The sequence below is a fragment of the Nonomuraea sp. NPDC003709 genome (assembly GCF_040610775.1).
GTDB classification, from domain to species: domain Bacteria; phylum Actinomycetota; class Actinomycetes; order Streptosporangiales; family Streptosporangiaceae; genus Nonomuraea; species Nonomuraea angiospora_A.
Window position 1 is genome coordinate 472446 of the sequence record NZ_JBEXMW010000001.1, and the last position, 19950, is coordinate 492395.

Annotated in this window: 17 protein-coding genes; 13 read left to right on the forward strand and 4 right to left on the reverse strand. The window is 72.7% G+C overall.

Annotated elements, in window-relative coordinates:
• Window positions 1-27: 27 nt before the first annotated feature.
• Together ABZX61_RS02285 and ABZX61_RS02290 are read left to right on the forward strand one after the other, a co-directional pair.
• Complete coding sequence (locus ABZX61_RS02285) at window positions 28-654, forward strand: HAD hydrolase-like protein (protein WP_355190815.1); 627 nt, start codon at window positions 28-30, stop codon at window positions 652-654.
• Between the two features lie 132 nt (window positions 655-786).
• Window positions 787-1491 (forward strand): haloacid dehalogenase-like hydrolase, encoded by a 705-nt coding sequence (locus tag ABZX61_RS02290; protein WP_350728428.1) that lies wholly within the window; start codon window positions 787-789, stop codon window positions 1489-1491.
• Window positions 1492-1493: 2 nt separating this feature from the next.
• Here the strand turns inward: ABZX61_RS02290 and ABZX61_RS02295 are convergent, their stop codons facing one another.
• Complete coding sequence (locus ABZX61_RS02295; RefSeq protein WP_355190817.1) at window positions 1494-3062, reverse strand: penicillin-binding transpeptidase domain-containing protein; 1569 nt, start codon at window positions 3060-3062, stop codon at window positions 1494-1496.
• 108 nt (window positions 3063-3170) lie between these two features.
• Between ABZX61_RS02295 and ABZX61_RS02300 the strand changes: the two genes are divergently transcribed.
• Genes ABZX61_RS02300 through ABZX61_RS02310 form a run of 3 tightly spaced genes read left to right on the forward strand, consistent with a single transcriptional unit; the run spans window position 3171 to window position 6982 of the window.
• Window positions 3171-4103: a LysR family transcriptional regulator gene (locus ABZX61_RS02300; RefSeq protein WP_355190818.1), complete on the forward strand. Its 933-nt coding sequence runs from the start codon at window positions 3171-3173 to the stop codon at window positions 4101-4103.
• The gene (locus ABZX61_RS02305; protein ID WP_350728431.1) at window positions 4100-4957 is read left to right on the forward strand and encodes a serine hydrolase; all 858 of its coding nucleotides are present in this window, start codon (window positions 4100-4102) and stop codon (window positions 4955-4957) included. The genes ABZX61_RS02300 and ABZX61_RS02305 overlap by 4 nt, the downstream gene beginning before the upstream one ends.
• Window positions 4958-5014: 57 nt before the next feature.
• Window positions 5015-6982 (forward strand): acetoacetate--CoA ligase, encoded by a 1968-nt coding sequence (locus ABZX61_RS02310; RefSeq protein ID WP_350728432.1) that lies wholly within the window; start codon window positions 5015-5017, stop codon window positions 6980-6982.
• Here ABZX61_RS02310 and ABZX61_RS02315 read toward each other — a convergent pair.
• On the reverse strand, window positions 6963-8627 hold the full coding sequence (locus tag ABZX61_RS02315) for a zinc-binding dehydrogenase (protein WP_355190820.1): 1665 nt from the start codon (window positions 8625-8627) through the stop codon (window positions 6963-6965). The genes ABZX61_RS02310 and ABZX61_RS02315 overlap by 20 nt on opposite strands.
• Before the next feature lie 88 nt (window positions 8628-8715).
• Here ABZX61_RS02315 and ABZX61_RS02320 point away from each other — a divergent pair, with 88 nt between their 5' ends.
• The 5 genes from ABZX61_RS02320 to rhaS all read left to right on the forward strand — a co-directional run bounded on the left by ABZX61_RS02320 (window position 8716) and on the right by rhaS (window position 14512).
• A complete protein-coding gene (locus ABZX61_RS02320) occupies window positions 8716-9657 on the forward strand; it encodes an AraC family transcriptional regulator (protein ID WP_355190822.1) in 942 nt (313 codons plus the stop codon).
• A gap of 152 nt (window positions 9658-9809) precedes the next feature.
• The gene (locus ABZX61_RS02325; RefSeq protein ID WP_355190824.1) at window positions 9810-11306 is read left to right on the forward strand and encodes a sugar ABC transporter ATP-binding protein; all 1497 of its coding nucleotides are present in this window, start codon (window positions 9810-9812) and stop codon (window positions 11304-11306) included.
• Entirely contained in the window at window positions 11303-12457 is a 1155-nt protein-coding gene (locus ABZX61_RS02330) for an ABC transporter permease (protein WP_355190826.1), read from the forward strand. Before ABZX61_RS02325 ends, ABZX61_RS02330 begins: the two co-directional genes overlap by 4 nt.
• Window positions 12447-13430: an ABC transporter permease gene (locus ABZX61_RS02335; protein ID WP_355190828.1), complete on the forward strand. Its 984-nt coding sequence runs from the start codon at window positions 12447-12449 to the stop codon at window positions 13428-13430. The genes ABZX61_RS02330 and ABZX61_RS02335 overlap by 11 nt, the downstream gene beginning before the upstream one ends.
• Window positions 13427-14512 (forward strand): rhamnose ABC transporter substrate-binding protein, encoded by a 1086-nt coding sequence (rhaS, locus tag ABZX61_RS02340; protein ID WP_355190830.1) that lies wholly within the window; start codon window positions 13427-13429, stop codon window positions 14510-14512. Before ABZX61_RS02335 ends, rhaS begins: the two co-directional genes overlap by 4 nt.
• 3 nt (window positions 14513-14515) lie before the next feature.
• On the opposite strand, the gene ABZX61_RS02345 is transcribed toward rhaS, so the two are convergent.
• Together ABZX61_RS02345 and ABZX61_RS02350 are read right to left on the reverse strand one after the other, a co-directional pair.
• Window positions 14516-15181, reverse strand: a complete 666-nt coding sequence (locus tag ABZX61_RS02345) for a response regulator transcription factor (protein WP_350728439.1) — start codon at window positions 15179-15181, stop codon at window positions 14516-14518.
• Complete coding sequence (locus tag ABZX61_RS02350) at window positions 15178-16497, reverse strand: sensor histidine kinase (protein WP_355190832.1); 1320 nt, start codon at window positions 16495-16497, stop codon at window positions 15178-15180. Before ABZX61_RS02350 ends, ABZX61_RS02345 begins: the two co-directional genes overlap by 4 nt.
• A gap of 134 nt (window positions 16498-16631) precedes the next feature.
• On the opposite strand from ABZX61_RS02350, the gene ABZX61_RS02355 reads away from it, so the two are divergent.
• The 3 genes from ABZX61_RS02355 to ABZX61_RS02365 are packed head-to-tail and all read left to right on the forward strand — an operon-like array spanning window position 16632 to window position 19872.
• Window positions 16632-17549: an ATP-binding cassette domain-containing protein gene (locus tag ABZX61_RS02355; RefSeq protein ID WP_355190834.1), complete on the forward strand. Its 918-nt coding sequence runs from the start codon at window positions 16632-16634 to the stop codon at window positions 17547-17549.
• Window positions 17546-19099 carry an ABC transporter permease subunit gene (locus ABZX61_RS02360; RefSeq protein WP_355190836.1) on the forward strand — a complete coding sequence of 518 codons (1554 nt, stop codon included), beginning with the start codon at window positions 17546-17548 and terminating at the stop codon, window positions 19097-19099. The genes ABZX61_RS02355 and ABZX61_RS02360 overlap by 4 nt, the downstream gene beginning before the upstream one ends.
• On the forward strand, window positions 19096-19872 hold the full coding sequence (locus ABZX61_RS02365) for an ABC transporter permease (RefSeq protein ID WP_355190838.1): 777 nt from the start codon (window positions 19096-19098) through the stop codon (window positions 19870-19872). Before ABZX61_RS02360 ends, ABZX61_RS02365 begins: the two co-directional genes overlap by 4 nt.
• Window positions 19873-19950 lie beyond the last annotated feature (78 nt).

Genomic DNA, 19950 nt, shown 5'->3' on the forward strand with positions numbered 1-19950 from the left:
ACACGTGCCGTCTAAGCTTGTCGCAACATGACAAAGCACATCATCTGGGATTGGAACGGCACGCTCTTCCACGACATCGACGCCGTGGTGGGGGCCACCAACGAGGTCTTCAAGCCGTACGAGCTTCCTGAGATGACCGCCGACGGTTTCCGCGCGGTCTACACCCGGCCCATCTGGGTCGCCTACGAGCGCATGCTCGGCCGCCCCCTGACCGAGGGGGAGTGGGAGCTGCTCGACGACGGGTTCCACGAGCACTACTTCCGGCTGAGCGACGCCTGCGCGCTGGCCGCCGACGCAGAGCTGGTCCTCGCGAACTGGACGGGCACCCAGTCGCTCTGCTCGATGGCGCCGCACGCGCACCTCGTGCCCAAGGTCGACTCGTTCGGCATCACCCGGCACTTCACCCGCGTCGACGGGCTGCTGGGCACCACAGGCGGCGAGAAGGCCGCGCACATGACGGCACACATCACGGCCCTCGGGATCGATCCCGCCGGGGTCCTGGTGATCGGCGACAGCGTGGACGACGGGCTCGCCGCGCGCCACGTGGGGGCCAGGGCGGTGCTGTACACGGGCGGGATGACGACCCGCGCCGAGCTGGCGAGCATCGGCTTTCCCGTGGTCGACACGCTGTCGGACGCGCTGAATTTCGCGTAAAACCTTCATGCCCGAATCGCCAAGGCGTCGGCCCCGCGTATCGCGCCGGCCGTACCGTATGTGAACACGAACGGCGGCGCCCGCCGTACCCTATGCAGGGTCACCCCCCAGGAGGCTGCCATCAACCGCCTTGTGCTGTGGAACATCGACCTCACGCTGGTCGACGTCGCCATCGTGACCAGAGACGCCTACGCGGAGGCGTTCCGCGTCGTCACCGGGCGACCGCTGGTCAAACTCGTGCCCCCGCTGGGGCGCCCGGACTCCGAGATCGTCTTCGAGACGCTCGCCGTCAACGGCATCCTGGCCGAGGACGACCATCTGCCCAAGTTCCTGTCGGCGCTGGCCGTGGCCTTCGCCGACCGGCGCGGGCGGCTGGCCAAGGAGGGACGGGCGCTGCCGGGGGCCAAGGACGCGCTGAAGTCGGTGTCCAGGCTCGACGGCGTGATCCAGACGGTGCTGACCGGGACCATCAGGAGCAACGCCGTGCACAAGCTCAAGGCGTTCGGGCTGGACAAGCACATCGACTTCACGCTGGGCGGGTACGGCGAGGAGGTCTACCCCAAGGCGACGCTGCTGCAGGTGGCGCAGTCCCGGGCCAAGGAGCGCCTGGGCACGCCGTTCACCGCGGCGAACACCGTGGTGATCGGGGACTCCACGCGGGACGTCCAGGCCGCCAAGATCGGCGGCGCGGCGATGATCGGGGTCGCCTCGGGCCGGTCCATGGCGGCCGAGCTGCGCGAGGCGGGGGCCGACGTGGTGCTGCCCGACCTCTCCAACGCCTCCGAGGTCGTCGCCGCCGTGGCGGGCCTCACCTCGCCGGTCGGCCGCACCGCGTAGCATCACGTGCCGTTGCTGCCGAGGTTGTCGAGGAAGCGGGCGGCGGCCGGGGCGGCCACGTCGGCGCCGGTGCCCGCGCCCTCGGCGATGACCGCGAAGGCCAGGTCGCCGCGGTAGCCGATGAACCACGAGTGGGTCGGCGGCTCCTTGCCGGACCCGAACTCCGCGGTGCCCGTCTTACCGGCCGTGCCCTTGGGGAACTGGACGGCGTGGGCGGTGCCGTCCGTCACCACGGCCGGCATCAGCTTGCGCAGGGCCGCCACCACGCCGTCCTCCAGCGGCCGGGGGTTGGTGGGCTGGGCGTCCGGGATCAGCTCCTCCTTGACGAGGGTGGGGGAGATCCAGGCGCCGGAGGCGATGGCGGCCGCGACCGAGGCCATGTTGAGCGGGCTGGCCAGGACGCGGCCCTGGCCGATGGCGGCGGAGGCGAGGTCCGTGTCGTCCTTCGTGTCCGGGAACTCGGCGCGGACCGCGGGCACGCCGGGGGTGATCGGGGTCCCGAAGCCGAAGCTGCGGGCGACCTGCGCCAGCCGGCCGCCGTTCAGCCGGCCCACGCTCATCTCCCCGAACGTCGTGTTGCACGAATGCGCGAACGCGTCCTGGAACGACAGCGTGCCGAAGTCCTCGAAGTCGGCATTGTGGAACGGGAAGCCGCCGATGTTCTTCTCGGCGGGGCAGGTGACCTGGCGGGACGGCTCGACCCCGTCCGCGACCAGCGCGGAGGCCGTCACCACCTTGAACGTCGAGCCGGGCGGATACTTGCCGAGCAGGGCCCGGTTGAAGCCCCCCGGCTTGTTCACCACCGCGAGGATCTCGCCGGTCGAGGCGCGCAGCGCCACCAGGGACGCCGGTTCCGACACGTCCTCCAGGGCCTTGGCCCCGGCGCGGTGGACCTTCAGGTCGATGGTGGTCTGGAGCGGGCGATATCCACTGGCGCGGACGACCGTCTGGGTGGGTTTGTCCCCCTCGTACAGATCGATCCGGGAGCGGGCGGGCTTCTTGAAGCGGTCGGGGAACGTCTGCCTGATCCCCTCCACGAGCTGCTGCACCGAGCCGGGCGCGGACGGCGTGTTGATCGCGGTGCCGTCGGCGGCCAGGACCCGCAGCGGGTCGCCCTGCTGGGAGATCACCCGCAGCGAGCGACCCTTCTTGAGCAGCGGGTGGATGGTGGCCGGCGTCCAGGCGACCTTCCACCCGCGGTCGCGCTCCACGAGCTTGAGCTCGCCGTCGTAGGTCCAGTCCTGCTGTCCGAGCAGCTTGGCCTGGAAGCCGACCTCGTCCCCCGGGGAGGAGGCGAAGACGCCGGTCGGCCTGGGGCGGTTGAAGGACGCCTCGGTGAGCTTGAGGTCGGTGCGGAAGCGTCGGTGCCAGGTCTCGAAGTCGGCGGGCGGGTCGGCCACCAGAGCGCGCATCCCCGCATAGTCCTGGGCGGACCAGGCCGAAAGATACTTGTCGGCCGTCTCCTCCGGCGAGCCCTCCGTGCGCAGCGCCCAGATGACGCCTCCCGCCGCCACGACCGGGATCAGGAGCCCCGGAACGATCCACGGCCACCGGCGGCGCCGTGCGTACATTGTCCCCGTTTGTGGTGCCATGGAGCAGAGGACACCAGAGGGACGGCAATGGTGTCCAATACTGATATGAGCGCCTTACAGATATAAATCTGGATATAGTGGCTGGTCGTGGACCTCGTCCGGCACCTTCGCTACTTCACCGTCGTCGCGGAGGAACTCCACTTCGGCAACGCCGCCATCCGGCTCGGCATGGCGCAGCCGCCGCTCAGCCAGCGCATCAAGCGCCTGGAGGAGGAGCTCGGCGTGCGGCTGTTCGACCGCTCGGCCCGCCAGGTGCGGCTCACCGAGGCGGGCCGGCTGCTCCTGGGCGAGGCCCGCGAGATCGTGGCCCGGGTGGACCGGCTGCACGAGCTGGCCAGGCAGGGCGAGGGCACGGTGCTCAAGGTCGGCCTCCCGCCCGACCTGGCCGCCGCCGCCATCGCCGCCCTGGTCGCGGGCTTCCGCGAGACCAATCCCGCGGTACGCCTCGCGCCCGCCGAGATCTGGACCGCCGACCAGGTGACGGCGCTGGCCGAGGGGACGATCGACGTCGGCCTCGTCCGCCATCCGGTCGCCGCGCCCGGACTGCGGTTCGGCCAGGTGCTGGCGCAGCCGCAAGGTGTGCTGCTGGCCGAGGGCGACCCGCTCACCGGAGTCGGCGAGGTGCACCTGGCCGACCTGGCGGGCCGGGAGCTGCTGATGCCGCCCCAGGAGGGCGAGCCGGGGCTGTACGCGGAGATGCTCTCGGAGTGCCGCCGCCACGGCTACGTCCCCGTACAGGTGCACGAGGGCGCCGGGCTCGGGCTGGTGCTGGCGGGCGCGGCGGTGGCGTTCGGGCCGAAGGTGGAGCTCCCGGGGCTGGTCTGGCGGCCGCTGCTAGGCTCGCCGATCACGTGCCGGGTCTCCACCGCCTGGCGCCAGGCGGTGGCCGCCCCGATCGACGAACTGGTCGACGACTTCTCGGCCGTCGCCGTACGCACGCTGAAGGAGAGCGCCGGGATGACGGACGAGGGCGCGGTGTCCGTGCGGCGGATCAGCCGCAGGCCGGGGATGCTCGCATGAGCACGCCCGACTTCGAGGCGCTGTTCCGTGCGGCGGGGGTGCGGGGCTGGCTGTACGCGGCCGACATCGACTCGGGGCGCGAGGTGGGGCACGGGCCGGACGAGCCGGTGCCCACGGCGTCGATGTTCAAGGTGCCGCTGCTGGTGGCGCTCTGCGGGCAGGCCGACGCCGGGCTGCTGGACCTCTCCGAACGCGTGACCGTCACGGCCGAGGACAGGGTCTCGGGGCCGACGGGGCTCTCGGCGATGCTCGACGACGTGACGATCTCGCTGCGCGACCTGGCGTACCTGATGATCGCGGTGAGCGACAACACCTCGGCCGACGTGCTGCTGGGCCGGGTCGGGTGCGAGGCGATCAACACCATGCTGGCCGGGTTCGGGCTCGACGGGACGCGGGTGACGCAGAGCGCCCGGGAGCTCCTCGGCAGCATGGCCGTCGACGCCGGGCACGCGTGGCCGTTCGTGGATCCGGAGGACATCGCGCGGCTGAGCGTGCTCGACCCCGCGCGGGCGAACCGGTCCACCCCACGCGAGCTGGCCGCGCTGTTCGGGATGATCTGGCGGGACGAGGCGGCCTCGCAGGAGTCGTGCGCCTGGATGCGCGGCGTGCTCAACATGCAGGTGTGGCCGCACCGGCTGGCCTCCGGCTTCCCGTACGACGACGTCGCGGTCAGCGGCAAGACCGGCACGCTGCCCACGCTGCGCAGCGAGTCGGGGGTCGTCGAGTATCCGGACGGCCGGCGCTACGCCGTGGCCGTGTGCACGCGTTCGTTCAGCACCGCGCTCAACCAGCCGCGCGCCGACGCGGTGATCGGCACGGCGGCGCGTATGGCGGTGGACCACCTACGGAGATAGCAAGTTATGTGGGGGTCTGGGTATGACTTTCCCCCCGACGGGCGACAGGATGGGCACATGGTTGCTGAGGGCGAGCTTCTCTGGGAGCCGAGCGAAGAGGTCGTCGCGAAGGCCGGGCTGACCCGCTACCTGGAGTGGCTGGGACGGCCGGGACCCTATGAGGACGCGTGGCGGTGGTCCGTCGAGCACCCGGGCGAGTTCTGGACGTCGATCTGGGACTACTTCGACGTGGTCGGCGACCGGGGCGACGGGCCGGTGCTCTCCGGGACGATGCCGGACGTCACGTGGTTCGAGGGGAGCACGCTCAACTACGCCGAGAACGCGCTGCGCCGCACCGAGGGCACCGCCGTGGTGTTCGTGTCCGAGGACGGCGCCCGCCAGGAGCTGACCTGGGACGAGCTGCGCGAGGAGGTCGCCCGCGTCCGGGCGGGGCTGGCCCGCCTCGGCGTGCGGCGCGGCGACCGGGTGGCCGCCTACCTGCCGAGCATCCCGCAGGCCCTGATCGCCTTCCTGGCGACCGCCTCCCTGGGCGCGATCTGGTCGGCCGGCTCGCCCGACTTCGGGGTGCCGAGCATCGTCGACAGGTTCAAGCAGATCGAGCCCAAGGTGCTCATCGCGGTCGACGGCTACCACTACAACGGCAAGACCTACGACCGCTCCGACGCCGTCAACGAGATCGCCGCCCAGCTCCCCACGCTGCGCGCGACCGTGTGGATCCCCTACCTGGCGGCACTCGACGAGGGCAGCGCGCCCCAGCAGGCCGGGCCCGCCGAGGCGCACACCCGGGAGGTGCCGCACGGCGAGGTGATCGGCTGGGAGGGGCTGCGGGCCGAGGAGGGGCCGTTGGAGTTCGAGCGGGTGCCGTTCGGCCACCCGCTGTGGATCCTCTACTCCAGCGGCACGACCGGGCTGCCCAAGCCGATCGTGCACGGGCACGGCGGCGTGGTGCTGGAGCACCTCAAGTCCCTCACCTTCCAGCAGGACATCGGCGAAGGCGATGTGTTCTTCTGGTACACCACCACGGGCTGGATGATGTGGAACTACCTCATCGGCGCCCTGCTGGTGGGGGCCACGCCGGTGCTGTACGACGGCGCGGCCACCTATCCGTCGCCGGCCGCGCTGTGGCGGATCGCCGACTCCGAGAAGGTGACCTACTTCGGGGTCGGGGCGCCGTACATCATGGCCTCGCTGAAGGCCGGGATCCACCCCCAGGGGCTGGAGCGGCTGCGCGGCGTCGGCTCGACCGGGTCGCCGCTGCCGCCGGAGGGGTTCTCGTGGGTGGCCTCGGAGCTGCCCGGGGTTCCTGTGGGGTCGTTCTCCGGAGGCACGGACGTGTGCACGGGGTTCGTCGGGGCGACCATGCTCCACCCGATCAGGGCGGGGATCATCCCGTGCCGGTCGCTGGGGGCGAAGGTCGAGTCGTACGACCCCGCGGGCAAGCCGGTCGTCGGCGAGGTGGGCGAACTCGTGCTGACCGCGCCCATGCCGTCGATGCCGGTGATGTTCTGGAACGACCCCGACGGCCGGCGCTACTTCGAGAGCTACTTCGACGTCTACCCCGGGGTGTGGCGGCACGGCGACTGGATCAAGATCAACGAGGACGGGAGCTGCGTGATCTACGGCCGCTCCGACTCGACCCTCAACCGGGGCGGCGTCCGGATGGGCACCAGCGAGTTCTACCGGGTCGTCGAGCGGTTCGACGAGATCGCCGACAGCCTCGTGATCGACACCGGGCAGCTCGGGCAGGAGGGGCGGCTGCTGCTGTACGTGACGCTCGCCGAGGGTGCGACGCTGACCGAGTCGCTCCAGCGGACCCTCTGCGACGCCCTGCGCAAGGAGCTGTCACCCCGCCACGTGCCCAACGAGATCCACGCCGTCCCCGGCATCCCCCGTACGCTCTCCGGCAAGAAGCTGGAGGTGCCCGTACGCAAGATCCTGCTGGGCACGCCCGTCGAGCAGGCGGCCAATCCCGACGCCATGGCCAACCCCGAGGTGCTGCGCCACTTCAGTCCGGCAGCAGAATGATCTTGCCGCGCGTCCGGCCCTGCCCGGCCGCGCGGTGGACCTCCTCCAGCTCGGTCAGAGGACGATACTCGGCGGCCTCGACCGTGAGCTCGCCCCGGTCGACGAGCTCGGCCAGCTCGGCCAGCTGAGCCGGGTCGTTGCGGGCCACGAAGTGGGTGCCGCCCTCGATCGGGGTGGCGATCGTGATCGTCCTGCGCCCGAGTCCGGCCAGGGCGGCGGCGTCCTCCTGGGGGAGCGCGGCCAGGTTCAGCACGACGTCCATGCCGCCGGGGAGCGGCGTGGCCGTGTAGTCGATCACCTCGTCGGCGCCGTACCGCTCGACCGCCGCCGCGCGGCGCGGGCTCGCCGTGGCGAACACGGTCGCGCCCGCGAGCTTGGCGAGCTGGACGGCGAACATGCCGACCCCGCCGCCCGCCCCGTTGATCAGCACCCGCTCGCCACGGGCGACGCGGGCGTGCTCGTGGATCGCCTGCCAGGCCGTGAGCCCGGCCACCGGGACGGCGGCCGCGTGGGCGAGCGGGATGCTCCGCGGCGCTCTGGCCAGGACGCTCGCGGGCACGGCCGCGTATCCGGCGGCGGCGCCGTCCACCAGGCCGAACACGCGGTCACCCGGGGCCAGGCCCGTAACGCCCTCGCCGAGCGCGACGACCGTGCCCGAGACGTCCGCGCCGAGCGTGAACGGCAGGCTCACCGGGAGCACCTCGCGCAGCAGGCCCGCGCGCAGGCCGACCTCCGACGGGTTGAAGGAGGTGGCGGCCACTTCGAGGAGGACCTGTCCCGGGCCCGGGCGCGGCGTGGGGATCCGGTCGAAGCGGATCTCGTCCCCGTATTCGTGGATGCGGGCGGCACGCATGGTCTCGGGTGGTTCGCCGGGAACGCGGAACTCCTCGGCGTGGTCGGCCACCCAGGCGCCGAACGTGCGGGGTGCGGTCTTCGTGACCTCCTCGACCGCCGGCGTGACGGGGGCCGGGTGGCGGACCAGGTCCGCCTGGGCCTGGAGCACGCCGTCCACCGCCTGCGGGGGCCAGCCCATGGCCAGGAGCTCCGTACGGGTCCGGTCGGGCGGGACCTCCTCCCAGCGCGCCGGAAATTTCGTGATCTGGGAGATGATGCGGACCTGGTCGGCCTGGTTGATCGACTCCGGGCCGGTCAGGTCGTGGACGGCGCCATGGTGTCCCTCCTCCAGCAGCGCCCGTGCCGCCACCGCCGCGAGGTCCCGCTCGTCCAGCATGGGCATGGCGGCCTGGCCGTACGAGCCGCGCACCACCCCCGCCCGCACCCGCGCCGCCCACCGCAGCGCGTTGGCCGCGAAGGCGTGCGGGCGCAGCACCGTCCACTCCAGGCCCGACTTCTCGATCAGCCGCTCGACCTCGCGTTCGTGGTCGCGTACCGCGGCGGAGGAGAGGTAGACCACCCGCCGCGCCCGGCGCGCGATCGCGTCGATCACCGCCCGCGCCCCTTCCGCCGTGGCGAACGGCCACACCAGGAACACCGACTCCACCCCGTCGAGCGGCAGCGACCCGGGGTTCGCCAGGTCGCCCTGGGCCCGGCCGAAGGGCCTGACCTCGGCCCCCGCCTCCGTCAACCGCGCCGCCACCAGCCTGCCGACCGTCCCGGTCGCGCCCGTCACCAGCACTGTTCTCATGCAGGCCACCGTATGGGCCGTCCGCGAGACAACCAATGCGTCATCGAGCCGGATTTCATACGCGATCGTCCTCCCGTAAGCTCACTCTGTGGACGTGCTCAGCGATGTGATCGCCCTCATGCGCACCGGCAGCCCCCGATCGGCTCGCGTCGAATGGCGTGCCCCCTGGGGCCAGCGGTTCCCGACGGTTCCCGGCTCCGCCGGGTTCCAGGTCGTCCTGCGGGGGTCGGGCTGGTTGATCCGGCCGGATGGTGACCCGATCGCGCTGTCGGTGGGTGACGTGGTCTTCTTCCCTCACGGCCACGGCTACGCCATGGCGGACTCGCCGTCCACCCCGCTCGCCGAGCCCGACTGCGACCCGCTGGACGACGGTCCCGGCCTGTTCGCCTCCGCCACCGTCGACGGGCTCGTTGACGGGCCCGTGGCGACGGTGCTGCTGTGCGGCGGCTACCGGCTCGATCCGGGCCGGGCTCACCCGATCCTGCGCGATCTTCCCGACCTGATCCACCTCCCGGCCGGCGTCGGCCTCCACACCGAGCTGCGCGCCGCCGTCGAGGCCCTGGGCGCCGAGATCCAGCGCCCGCGGCTGGGCGCCGACACGGTGGTGTCGTCCCTCCTGGACCTCCTGCTGCTCTACATCCTGCGGGCCTGGTTCGAGGGGGAGCACGGCCAGTGCTCGGTCGGCGGGTGGGCGCAGGCGCTCGCGGATCCCGGCATCAGCGCCGCGCTGGACGCCGTCCACCGGGATCCCGCCCATCCGTGGACGGTCCAGGAGCTGGGCGCGCGGGCGGGGCTGTCGAGGTCGGCCTTCTCGCGCCGCTTCGGCGAGCTGATCGGCCGGCCGCCGCTGGCGTACCTCACCTGGTGGCGGCTGGCCACGGCGGCCCACCTCATGCGCGCGTCGGACGCCCCGCTGGGCCAGATCGCCGCCAAGGTCGGCTACACCTCGGAGTTCGCCTTCGCCAACGCCTTCAAACGGGAGTACGGCGTGGCGCCCGGCAGATATCGCCGCGAGATCTGTCCGGCCTGACTTCTTGCCCTTGCGCAAATAGGTTAAAACGTAACAATTTCCGAACGACTTCGGGTGCTTGGAAATCTGGTAATAGCCAGGCATTGACGCTTCGCCACTCGCTGATTTACCGTCCTCCCACCGCTTAAAACGATTTTTCCGGGAGTGCGGCAATGAATGAGACTCCCGTTCTATCCCTTTCCCAGGTCAGCAAGGCGTTCGGTGCGGTGCGCGCCGTACGCGAGGTCTCTCTTGAGCTCTTCCCCGGCGAGGTGCACGCGCTCGCGGGGGAGAACGGCGCGGGCAAGTCGACGATCGTGAAAATCCTGTCCGGCGTGCACCGGCCGGACTCGGGCCGGATCCTGCTGGACGGCGAGCCGGTGGAGTTCGGCGGGCCCGCGGACGCGCAGCGGGCCGGGGTCGCCGTCATCTACCAGGAGCCGACCCTCTTTCCCGACCTGTCGGTCATGGAGAACATCTTCATGGGCCGCCAGCCCCGCGGCCGCCTCGGCATCGACCGGCGGGCCATGCGCGCCGGGGCCGCCGAGCTGTTCGAGCGGCTCGGCGTGCCCCTCGACCCCGACCAGCCGGCCCGCGGCCTGTCGATCGCCGACCAGCAGCTCGTGGAGATCGCCAAGGCGCTGTCGCGGCAGGCGCGGGTGCTCGTCATGGACGAGCCCACCGCAGCCCTGTCCGGCACGGAGGTCGCCCGGCTGTTCGGCGTGGCCCGGACGCTGCGCGCGCAGGGCTGCGCGCTGCTGTTCATCTCGCACCGGCTGGAGGAGATCTTCGAGTTGTGCCGGCGGGTCACCACCCTGCGTGACGGCGCGTACGTGGCCGAGGACCTGGTCGCCGACATCACCCCCGACGACCTGGTACGCCGCATGGTCGGCAGGGAGCTGGAGGCCCTGTTCCCCAAGCAGGAGACGGAGGCCGGCGAGGTCGCGCTCAAGGTGCGCCGGCTCACCCGCGAGGGCGTCTTCACCGACGTCTCCTTCGAGGTGCGGCGGGGCGAGATCGTCGCGCTGGCGGGGCTCGTCGGGGCCGGGCGCAGCGAGGTGGCCAGGGCCGTGTTCGGCATCGACCGCTGGGACGCGGGGAGCGTCGAGGTGGACGGCAGGCGGCTGCGGCCCGCCAGCCCCACGGCGGCCATGGCGGCGGGGCTGGCCCTGGTGCCCGAGGACCGGCGGCAGCAGGGGCTCGTCATGGACCTGTCCATCGAGCGCAACATCGGGCTCGCCGGCCTGGCCGACGTGCGGCGGGGGCCGTTGGTCTCCCGGGCGGCCGAGCGGGAGCGGGCCAGGGACTGGGCGGTGCGGCTGCGGCTGAAGTTCGCGCGGCTGACGGACGCCGTGAACGTGCTGTCCGGCGGCAACCAGCAGAAGGTCGTGCTGGCCAAGTGGCTGGCACGCCGGCCGTCGGTGCTCATCGTGGACGAGCCGACCCGGGGGATCGACGTGGCCACCAAGGCCGAGGTGCACCGGCTGCTGTCGGAGCTGGCCGGGAGCGGGGTGGCGGTGCTGATGATCTCGTCCGAGCTGCCCGAGGTGCTGGGGATGGCCGACAGGGTGCTGGTCATGCACGAGGGGCGGCTGGCCGCGGAGATCCCGCGCGCGGACGCCACCGAGGAGAGCGTGATGGCCGCCGCCACCGGAAGGAGCCGCGCGTGACCGCCACCGCCACCAGGACCGAGGCCGTGCGGCGCAACGGCGGGCGGCGGCTCGTGGACCGCGTCGCGCGGGTGCGCGAGCTCGGCATCGTGGTCGCGCTGGGCCTCCTCTTCGGCGTCACCGGCGCCGTCAACCCGTCCTTCCTCACCTATGCCAGCCTGCGCGACATCCTGCTGAACTCCGCCATCGTCGCCATGCTCGCCGTCGGCCAGACGCTCGTGGTCATCACCAGGAACGTGGACCTGTCCGTCAGCTCCGTGGTGGGGCTGTCGGCGTTCGGAGGCGCGCTGATCCTGGCCGACCACCCGGGCGTGCCGATCCCGGTCGTGATCGCGGGCTGCGTGGTGCTCGGCGCCCTGTGCGGGGCGGTCAACGGGCTGCTCGTCGGGGCGGCCAAGGTGCCCGCGCTGGTGGCCACCCTCGGCACCCTGTACGCCTTCCGCGGCATCGACTTCGCCTGGGCCGGCGGACGCCAGGTGAACGCGGCCGACATGCCCGACGGCTTCCTGTCCCTGGGGACGCGCTCGGTGCTCGGCGTGCCGCTGCTCGCGCTGGTCGCCCTGGTCGTGCTGCTGGCGGTCGGGTGGATGCTGGGCAACCTGCGCGCCGGCCGCGAGCTGTACGCCATCGGCTCCAACCCCGAGGCGGCCGTGCTGGCCGGGATCCGGGTGCGGCGCAGGATCGTCGCGGCGTTCGTGGCCAACGGGGCGCTGGCGGGGCTGGCCGGGGTCATGTGGGCGGCCCGCTTCGGCACCGTGGACGCCACCGTGGCGACCGGCAAGGAGCTCGACGTGATCGCCGCCGTCGTGGTGGGCGGGGTGGCCATCGTCGGCGGCAGCGGCACGGTGTACGGGGCGGCGCTCGGGGCACTCCTGCTGACCGGCATCACCAGCGCGCTGGCCGTGCTCCGGGTGGACGCGCTCGCCCAGACCGCCATCAACGGCGCCCTGCTGCTGGCCGCCATCGTCCTCGACCGCGTGCTCGCGCTCCGCGTCGCCGCGGCCCTGCGCCGCCGCAGATTCCACGACCCCGCGGATCCCGTGGATCCCGCCGACCGCCCAGACCCCGCCGACCGCCCAGACCCGGACGACCCCGCAGACCCCGCTTACCGTGCCGAGCCCGCTCCCGGGAGGACCGCCGATGGCAGCTGATCTCGCTCGGATGGCGCGCCGCTGGGAGGGGCTCATCCTCGTGCTGCTCGTCGGCGTGACCGTCTGGGCCTCGCTCGGCGTGGACGGGTTCGCGAACGGGTCCAACGTCTCCTTCCTGCTCCTCGACACCACCGAGATCGCCCTCATGGCCCTGACCATGACGCTGGTCATCGTGGCGGCCGAGATCGACCTGTCGGTGGCCTCCACGCTGGGCCTGTCGTGCGCGGTGCTCGGCCAGTTGTGGAACGCGGGGCTGCCGATCGAGGCGATCATGCCCATCTGCCTGCTGGTGGGCGCCCTGTGCGGCGCGTTCAACGGGCTGCTCGTCACCCGCCTCGGCCTGCCCTCGCTGGCGGTCACCATCGGGACGTTCGCGCTGTTCCGCGGCCTGGCGTACGTCATGCTGGGCGACCAGGCGGTGGCCGACCTGCCGCCCGCGTACACGAGCCTGGCCACCGCGTCCGTCGGCCCGATCCCGCTGGCGTCCGTGCTGGTCGGGGTGCTGGCGGTGGTGGCGGCCACGCTGCTGCACGCGACCGGGCTGGGCCGCTCGATCGTCGCGCTCGGCTCGAACGTGGAGGCCGCCTACTTCGCGGGCGTCCGGGTCAAGCGGATCAAGTTCTGGCTGTTCGTGGCCTCCGGGGTGATGGCGTCGCTGGCCTCCCTCGTCTACACGTTCCGCTACGCCAGCGCCAGGGCGGACAACGGAGTCGGGCTCGAACTGGCCGTGGTGGCCGCCGTGCTGCTCGGCGGCGTGTCGATCTTCGGCGGGCGCGGCACGCTGCCCGGAGTCCTCATGGCGGTGCTGCTGCTCGGCGTCGTGCGCAACGCGCTCATCCTCGCCGACGTGGCCAACGAGGTCCTGAACTTCGTGACGGGCCTGCTGCTCGTCGCATCCGTGCTGGCGCCGAACCTGGGGGCGGTATGGCGGCGGCGCACCTCACCACAAGTGGAAGGGAAGTCCGTTTCATGACAACGCGCACCCCTTGGCGGCCGACGGCGCTCCTCGCCGGACTCGTCCTGCTGACGGCCGCCTGCGGCGGCACCACCAAGAGCGACGTGGCACAACAGTCCTCCGCCTCCGCCACGGCCGCCGCGTCCTCGGCCCCGGCCGTCGATCCGAACGCCCCGCTCAAGCAGGGACTGAAGATCGCGTTCCTGCCCAAGCAGGTCAACAACCCGTACTTCACGATCGCCGACGGCGGCGGGATCGCGGCCGCCAAGGAGTTCGGCGGCGAGGGCAAGGAGGTCGGGCCGTCCGACGCCAGCGCGTCCTCGCAGGTCTCCTACATCAACACGCTGATGCAGCAGAAGCAGGACGCCATCGTCATCTCCGCGAACGACCCGAACGCCGTCGTGCCCGCGCTCAAGCAGGCCAGGGCCGCCGGGGTGAAGGTCGTCAGCTACGACTCCGACACCGCCCCCGAGGGCCGCGACGTGTTCGTCAACCAGGCCAGCCCCGAGGACCTGGGCCGGACCGAGGTGCAGTTGCTGGCCGAGCAGATCGGGCACAAGGGCAAGATCGCCGTGCTCTCCGCCACCCCCAACGCGACGAACCAGAACACCTGGATCGACTTCATGAAGGACGAGCTCAAGAAGCCCGAGTACAAGGACATGGAGCTGGTCAAGGTCGCCTACGGCAACGACGACGACCAGAAGTCGTTCACCGAGACGCAGGGGCTGCTGCGCTCGTACCCGGACCTGGCGGGCATCATCTCGCCCACGACCGTGGGCATCGCCGCGGCGGCCCGCTACCTGTCGGACTCGCCGTCCAAGGGCAAGGTCAAGCTGACCGGGCTCGGCACCCCCAACCAGCTCAGGAAGTTCGTCAAGGACGGCACCATCGAGGCGTTCGAGCTGTGGAACCCGGCCGACCTGGGCTACCTGGCCTCGTACGCGGCGGCGGCGCTGGCGTCCGGGCAGATCACCGGGGCCGAAGGGGAGAAGTTCAAGGCCGGCAAGCTCGGCGAGTACACGATCGGGGCCAAGGGCGAGGTGCTGCTGGGCAAGCCGACCGTGTTCAACAAGGACAACATCGACAAGTTCGACTTCTGACGCTCACGCCCGGCCGCGCGGCACGACCAGGCCCGTCTCGTACGCCATGACGACGGCCTGGGTCCTGTCGCGCAGGCCGAGCTTGTTCAGCACCCGGCTCACGTGCGTCTTGACCGTCTCCTCGGTGACCACCAGCCTGGCCGCGATCTCGGGGTTGGACAGGCCCTCGGCGACCAGCCGCAGGACCTGCGTCTCGCGCGGGGTCAGCGCGGACAGCGTCTCCGCCGCCGGTCTCGGGCCGCCCATGCGGGCGAACTCGCTGATGAGGCGGCGGGTGACGGCCGGGGCCAGCAGCGCCTCGCCGGCGGCGATCACGCGTACGGCGTCGAAGAGGCGCTCGGCGGTGACGTCCTTGAGCAGGAAGCCGCTGGCTCCGGCGCGCAGGGCGTCGTAGACGTACTCGTCCAGGTCGAACGTGGTCAGGATGAGCACCCTCGGCCCGCCGTTGAGGCGCCTGGTGGCCTCGATGCCGTCCATGACCGGCATGCGCACGTCCATGAGCACCACGTCGGGGGACAGCTCGCGGCAGACCCGCACCGCCTCGGCCCCGTCGGCGGCGGTGCCCGCGACCTCGAAGTCCGGCTGGGTGTCGAGCAACTCGGCGAACCCCGTCCGCACCACCAGGTGGTCGTCGGCGATCACGATCCTGAGCCTGGCGGGCCCGCTCATCCGCCCTCCTCGTCCCGTCCGGGCAGGCGGGCCTCCACGAGGAACCCGCCGCCCTGGGCGGGGCCCGTGCGGAGCTCGCCGCCGACGGCCGCGGCCCGCTCGCGCATCCCGGACAGGCCGTGCCCACCATTGGGTCCTCCCTTTTCCGTGTCCACCGGCCCCGGGCCGTTGTCGCGGACGAGCAGGCGCAGGCCGGGGCCGGTGTAGTCGAGCTCCACGTCCACGGCGGCCCCGGGCGCGTGGCGGCGCGCGTTGGTGAGCGCCTCCTGGATGATCCGGTACGCGGCCAGCTCCACGCCGGGATCGAGCTCCACCGGCGAGCCCCGCAGGACGAGCCGGGTGGTCGTGCCTGACGCCTCGCGCGACTCGTCGAGCAGCTCGTTGAGCTCGTGCAGGCGCAGCCCGGGCTGGGGATGCCGGGCCGAATCGGCCTCGGCGTCCTCGCGCAGCACGCCGAGCAGCCGCCGCATCTCGGTCAGCGCCGCCCGCGCGGTGTCGCCGATGGCCAGCAGCCGCTCCGCGCCCGCCTCCGGCATGCCGGGGACGGCCAGCCGGGCGGTCTCGGCCTGGACGGCGACCATGGAGATGTGGTGGGCGACCACGTCGTGCAGCTCGCGGGCGATGCGGGCGCGCTCGCCTCGGGCGGTGTGCTCGATCAGGCTGTCGGCCATGACCTGCCGGGCGGCGGTGTCGGCCCGGGCCCTGCGGCGGGCCCGTACGACGATCCCGGCCAGCGCCAGCGCCGGGGCCAGGCAGGCGAGCAGCAGCGTGAGCGCCCGCACGCGCTCGCCCGGCCCGATCGCCACCGCCAGCACCGGGTACGGCACCGCGAGGAGCACGGCCGCCGCCGGCGCACCGTGGCGGCCGGCCCGGTAGCCGGCGATCAGCTGCGCCGCCGCGCCCGCCACGGTCAGCGTGTGGAAGGCCAGGACCGACAGCGCGCCCGCCCCGGTCGCCAGGAGCGCCGCCACGGACGGCTGGGCCCACAGGAGGGGGAGCGGCAGCGTGGTGGCCAGCGCGAGCAGGGGGAACACCATGAGGAGCAGCGGGGCCGTGTCGTCACCGGCCGGCGACAGCGCGTCGTGGCTCACGGGCTGACCGCCCACCGGCGCGCTCACGGTCTCCGAGAGCGCGGGCGCGCTCCCGGACTGCACGACCGACTCGGCCACCGCGAGCACCGCCAGGGCCACCCCGAGCACGACCGGCAGGTGCCGGGCCGCGGCGGGACCGTACGGCACGGCCGCCCCGATCCGGCGCGCCCACGCGAGCGGCACCGCGACGATACGGCTCCACCTCCGGTCCTGCACTCGTTCCACCAGGTCATTGTCCCGGGCGCGGGCAATTGTGGCATCCCTCGTAAGAGGGACGAGGCGTAGCTGGCGCCAGCGATGCCGCAGATCGCTCCGCCGCGTGACGACCCGGGCCGGGCCCGCTGCCTAGTCTGCCTGCCGTGGAAGCAACCATCGAAGTCAGCGGCCTGCGCAAGCGGTTCGGCCAGACCCGGGCGCTGGACGGGATGACGTTCACCGTGCTGCCCGGCCAGGTCACCGGGTTCGTCGGGCCGAACGGCGCGGGCAAGTCCACCACCATGCGGGTGGTGCTCGGGCTGGACGCGGCCGACGAGGGCCACGCCCTGGTCGGCGGGCGCCCGTACGCGAGCCTGCGCAGCCCGCTGAGCCACGTCGGCGCGTTGCTCGACGCGGCCGCGCTGCAGCCGGGCCGCACCGCGCGCAACCACCTCCTGTGGCTGGCCCACTCCCAGGGGCTGGGCGCCAGGCGGGTGGACGAGGTGATCGAGCAGGTCGGGCTGACGCCCGCGGCCCGGCGCCGGGCGGGCGGCTACTCGCTGGGCATGCGCCAGCGCCTCGGCATCGCCGCGGCGCTGCTCGGCGACCCGCCGGTGCTCATGCTGGACGAGCCGTTCAACGGCCTCGACCCCGAGGGCATCGTGTGGATCCGGGGCTTCCTGCGGTCGCTGGCCGCGGAGGGGCGTGCCGTGCTGGTGTCCAGTCACCTGATGAGCGAGCTCCAGGACACCGCCGGCCATCTCGTGGTGGTGGGCAGGGGCCGGGTCGTCGCGGACACCAGCGTGGCCGACCTGATCGCGACCGCCTCACGGGACCGGGTCACGCTGCGTACGCAGGCGCGTCCGGAGGCGATGTCGGTGCTGGCCGCGGCCGGGGGCACCGTGACCGTCACCGATCGCGACACGCTGGTCGTCTCCGGGCTGGCGTCCGAGCACATCGTGCGGCTGCTCGCCTCGCGGGCGGTGCCGTTCTCCGAGGTGGCGGCCCACCGGGCGTCGCTGGAGGAGGCGTACCTGGATCTGACCAGGGACGCGGTCGAGTTCAAGGGGGCGGCGCGATGACCACCGTGACCCCCTACCGCTCGGGCCTGCGGGCCGGGCGCGACGGCTTCGTGCAGCTGCTGCGGGCCGAGTGGACCAAGCTCCGCACGCTACGCGGCTGGATGGCGGGCCTGACGCTGACGACGCTGCTCATCGTCCTGCTCGGGGTGCTCTTCGCGACCGGCAGCCGCTCCTCCTGCATGAACGGCCCGATCGAGGTGCCCTGTCCCGCGCCGCCGACCGGGCCCGGCGGCGAGGCCGTGGAGGACCGGTTCTACTTCGTGCACCAGCAGCTCGACGGCGACGGCAGCATCACCGTACGCGTGAACAACCTGACCGGGCAGCTCCGCAAGCCCGACGTGACCCCCGGCGTCCGGAACGTCGTCCCCGGCGTCACGCCGTGGGCCAAGGCCGGGGTCATGATCAAGCAGAGCGTCCGCCAGGGAGCCGCGTACGCGGCGGTGATGGTCACCGGCAGCCACGGGGTGCGGATGCAGCACGACTTCACCGAGGACGTGGCGGGGCGGCCCGGCGGGGCTCCGCGGTGGCTGCGGCTGACCCGGACCGGCGAGACGATCGTCGGTGAGGAGTCGGTCGACGGCTCGCGGTGGACCAGGGTGGGCACCGCCCGGATGGCGACCGGGAGGGTCCGCGTCGGGCTGTTCGCGGCCTCTCCCGGCGACCTGACCGTGACCTCCAACGTGATCGGCGGGGCCGCGACGGCCTCCCGCTTCGCCGAGGTCACCGCCGACATGGACCAGGTCAGCGTGCGGGGCGTGGCCTCCGGGGGTTCGTGGACCCGCGACGACATCGGCGTCACGCTCGAGGTCGACGGCACCCCGCACCATCCGGGCGGGCTCGTGCGCTCCGGTGACACGTTCAGGATCACGGGGGTCGGCGACATCGCGCCGGCTCTGGAGGGCATGCCCGCCGAGCGCGTCCTGACCGGGGTGCTGGCGGGGCTGGTCGTCGTCATCGTGGTCGCGGTGTCGTTCGTCACCGCGGAGTACCGGCGCGGGCTCATCCGCACCACCCTGCTGGCCGCCCCGCGGCGCGGCCGGGCGCTGGCGGCCAAGGCCGTCGTGATCTCCGTGGCCGTCTTCGTCTTCGGGCTGGTCGCCGCCGCCGTCATGGTGCCGGTCGGACGGGCTCTCCTGGCGGGCAACGGCAACGTCCTCGCGCCGCTGACGCCGCTCACCGGGCTGCGAGTGATCGCCGGGACCGCCGCGCTGCTCGCCGTGGTGGCGGTCTTCGCGCTCGCTCTCGGGTCGCTGTTCCGGCGCAGCGCGGTGGCCGTCATCGCGGCCATCGTGGCGATCGTCGTCCCGTACCTGCTGGCGACCGCGTCGCTGCTGCCCGACGAGGTGGCGCGGTGGCTGCTGCGGCTCACTCCGGCGGCGGGCTTCGCGATCCAGCAGAGCACGGTCACGTACGAGCAGATGACCGCCCGGTTCGCCCCGGCGGAGGGCTTCTTCCCGCTGCCGCCCTGGGCGGGGTTCGCGGTCCTGTGCGCGTACGCCGCGCTCGCCCTGGCCCTGGCCGCCCACCGGTTGCGCCGGAGGGACGTATGAGGCGCGAGATACACGCCGAGTGGACCAAGCTGCGGACGGTGGCGGGGCCCGGGTGGCTGCTGGCCGGGGCCGTCGTGCTGACCGTGGCCCTGAGCGCCCTCGCGGCGGCCGTCGTGTCCTGCGCGACGGCGGGGTGCGGGCAGGACGCGGCCAGGATCAGCCTCGTCGGGGTCCAGCTGGGCCAGGCGATGGTGGCGCTGCTGGCCGTGGTGGCGGTCTGCGGCGAGTACAGCACCGGCATGATCCGCACCAGCCTCACCGCGATGCCGCGCCGGGCCACCGCCCTGGCCGCCAAGGCGGTGGTGGTCGGCGGGCTCACGCTGGGCGCGGGGACCCTCGCGGTGCTCGGGTCCGTGCTGGCGGGGCGGCTCCTGTTGCCGGGCAGCGGCTTCACGGCCGCGCACGGCTACCCGCCGCTGTCCCTGGCCGACGGGCCGACCCTGCGCGCCGCCGTGGGCTCGGTCCTCTACCTGGTGCTGATCGCGCTGCTCAGCCTCGGCCTGGCCACCGCCGTACGCGACTCGGCCGCGGCCGCCGGGGTCGTGATCGGGCTCCTGTACGTGTTCCCGGTCGTGATCCTCATGGTCGCGGACCCCGAGGTGCGGCGGCTCCTGTGGACGCTGTCCCCGACGAACGCGGGGCTGGCCGTCCAGACGACCGTGGATCTCGCGTCCCTCCCCATCGGACCGTGGGCGGGCCTCGGCGTCCTCGCCGCCTGGTCCGCCGCCTCCCTCGTGGGGGGCGGTCTGCTCCTCCGGTACCGCGACGCGTGATCGAATAGCGAATAAAGAGGAAATGCCGGTATTTACCGGGATTGATATTCTCGCGGACTTTGCTTGACAAAACCTCCC

Excerpts from the sequence above, each read along its gene's own strand:
- ABZX61_RS02305 (WP_350728431.1), top strand. The coding sequence starts at position 4,100 with ATGAGCACGCCCGACTTCGAGGCGCTGTTCCGTGCGGCGGGGGTGCGG.
- ABZX61_RS02365 (WP_355190838.1), top strand. The coding sequence starts at position 19,096 with ATGAGGCGCGAGATACACGCCGAGTGGACCAAGCTGCGGACGGTGGCG.
- ABZX61_RS02285 (WP_355190815.1), top strand. The coding sequence starts at position 28 with ATGACAAAGCACATCATCTGGGATTGGAACGGCACGCTCTTCCACGAC.
- ABZX61_RS02345 (WP_350728439.1), bottom strand. The coding sequence starts at position 15,181 with ATGAGCGGGCCCGCCAGGCTCAGGATCGTGATCGCCGACGACCACCTG.
- rhaS (WP_355190830.1), top strand. The coding sequence starts at position 13,427 with ATGACAACGCGCACCCCTTGGCGGCCGACGGCGCTCCTCGCCGGACTC.
- ABZX61_RS02295 (WP_355190817.1), bottom strand. The coding sequence starts at position 3,062 with ATGTACGCACGGCGCCGCCGGTGGCCGTGGATCGTTCCGGGGCTCCTG.
- ABZX61_RS02325 (WP_355190824.1), top strand. The coding sequence starts at position 9,810 with ATGAATGAGACTCCCGTTCTATCCCTTTCCCAGGTCAGCAAGGCGTTC.
- ABZX61_RS02310 (WP_350728432.1), top strand. The coding sequence starts at position 5,015 with ATGGTTGCTGAGGGCGAGCTTCTCTGGGAGCCGAGCGAAGAGGTCGTC.
- ABZX61_RS02315 (WP_355190820.1), bottom strand. The coding sequence starts at position 8,627 with ATGAGAACAGTGCTGGTGACGGGCGCGACCGGGACGGTCGGCAGGCTG.
- ABZX61_RS02335 (WP_355190828.1), top strand. The coding sequence starts at position 12,447 with ATGGCAGCTGATCTCGCTCGGATGGCGCGCCGCTGGGAGGGGCTCATC.
- ABZX61_RS02360 (WP_355190836.1), top strand. The coding sequence starts at position 17,546 with ATGACCACCGTGACCCCCTACCGCTCGGGCCTGCGGGCCGGGCGCGAC.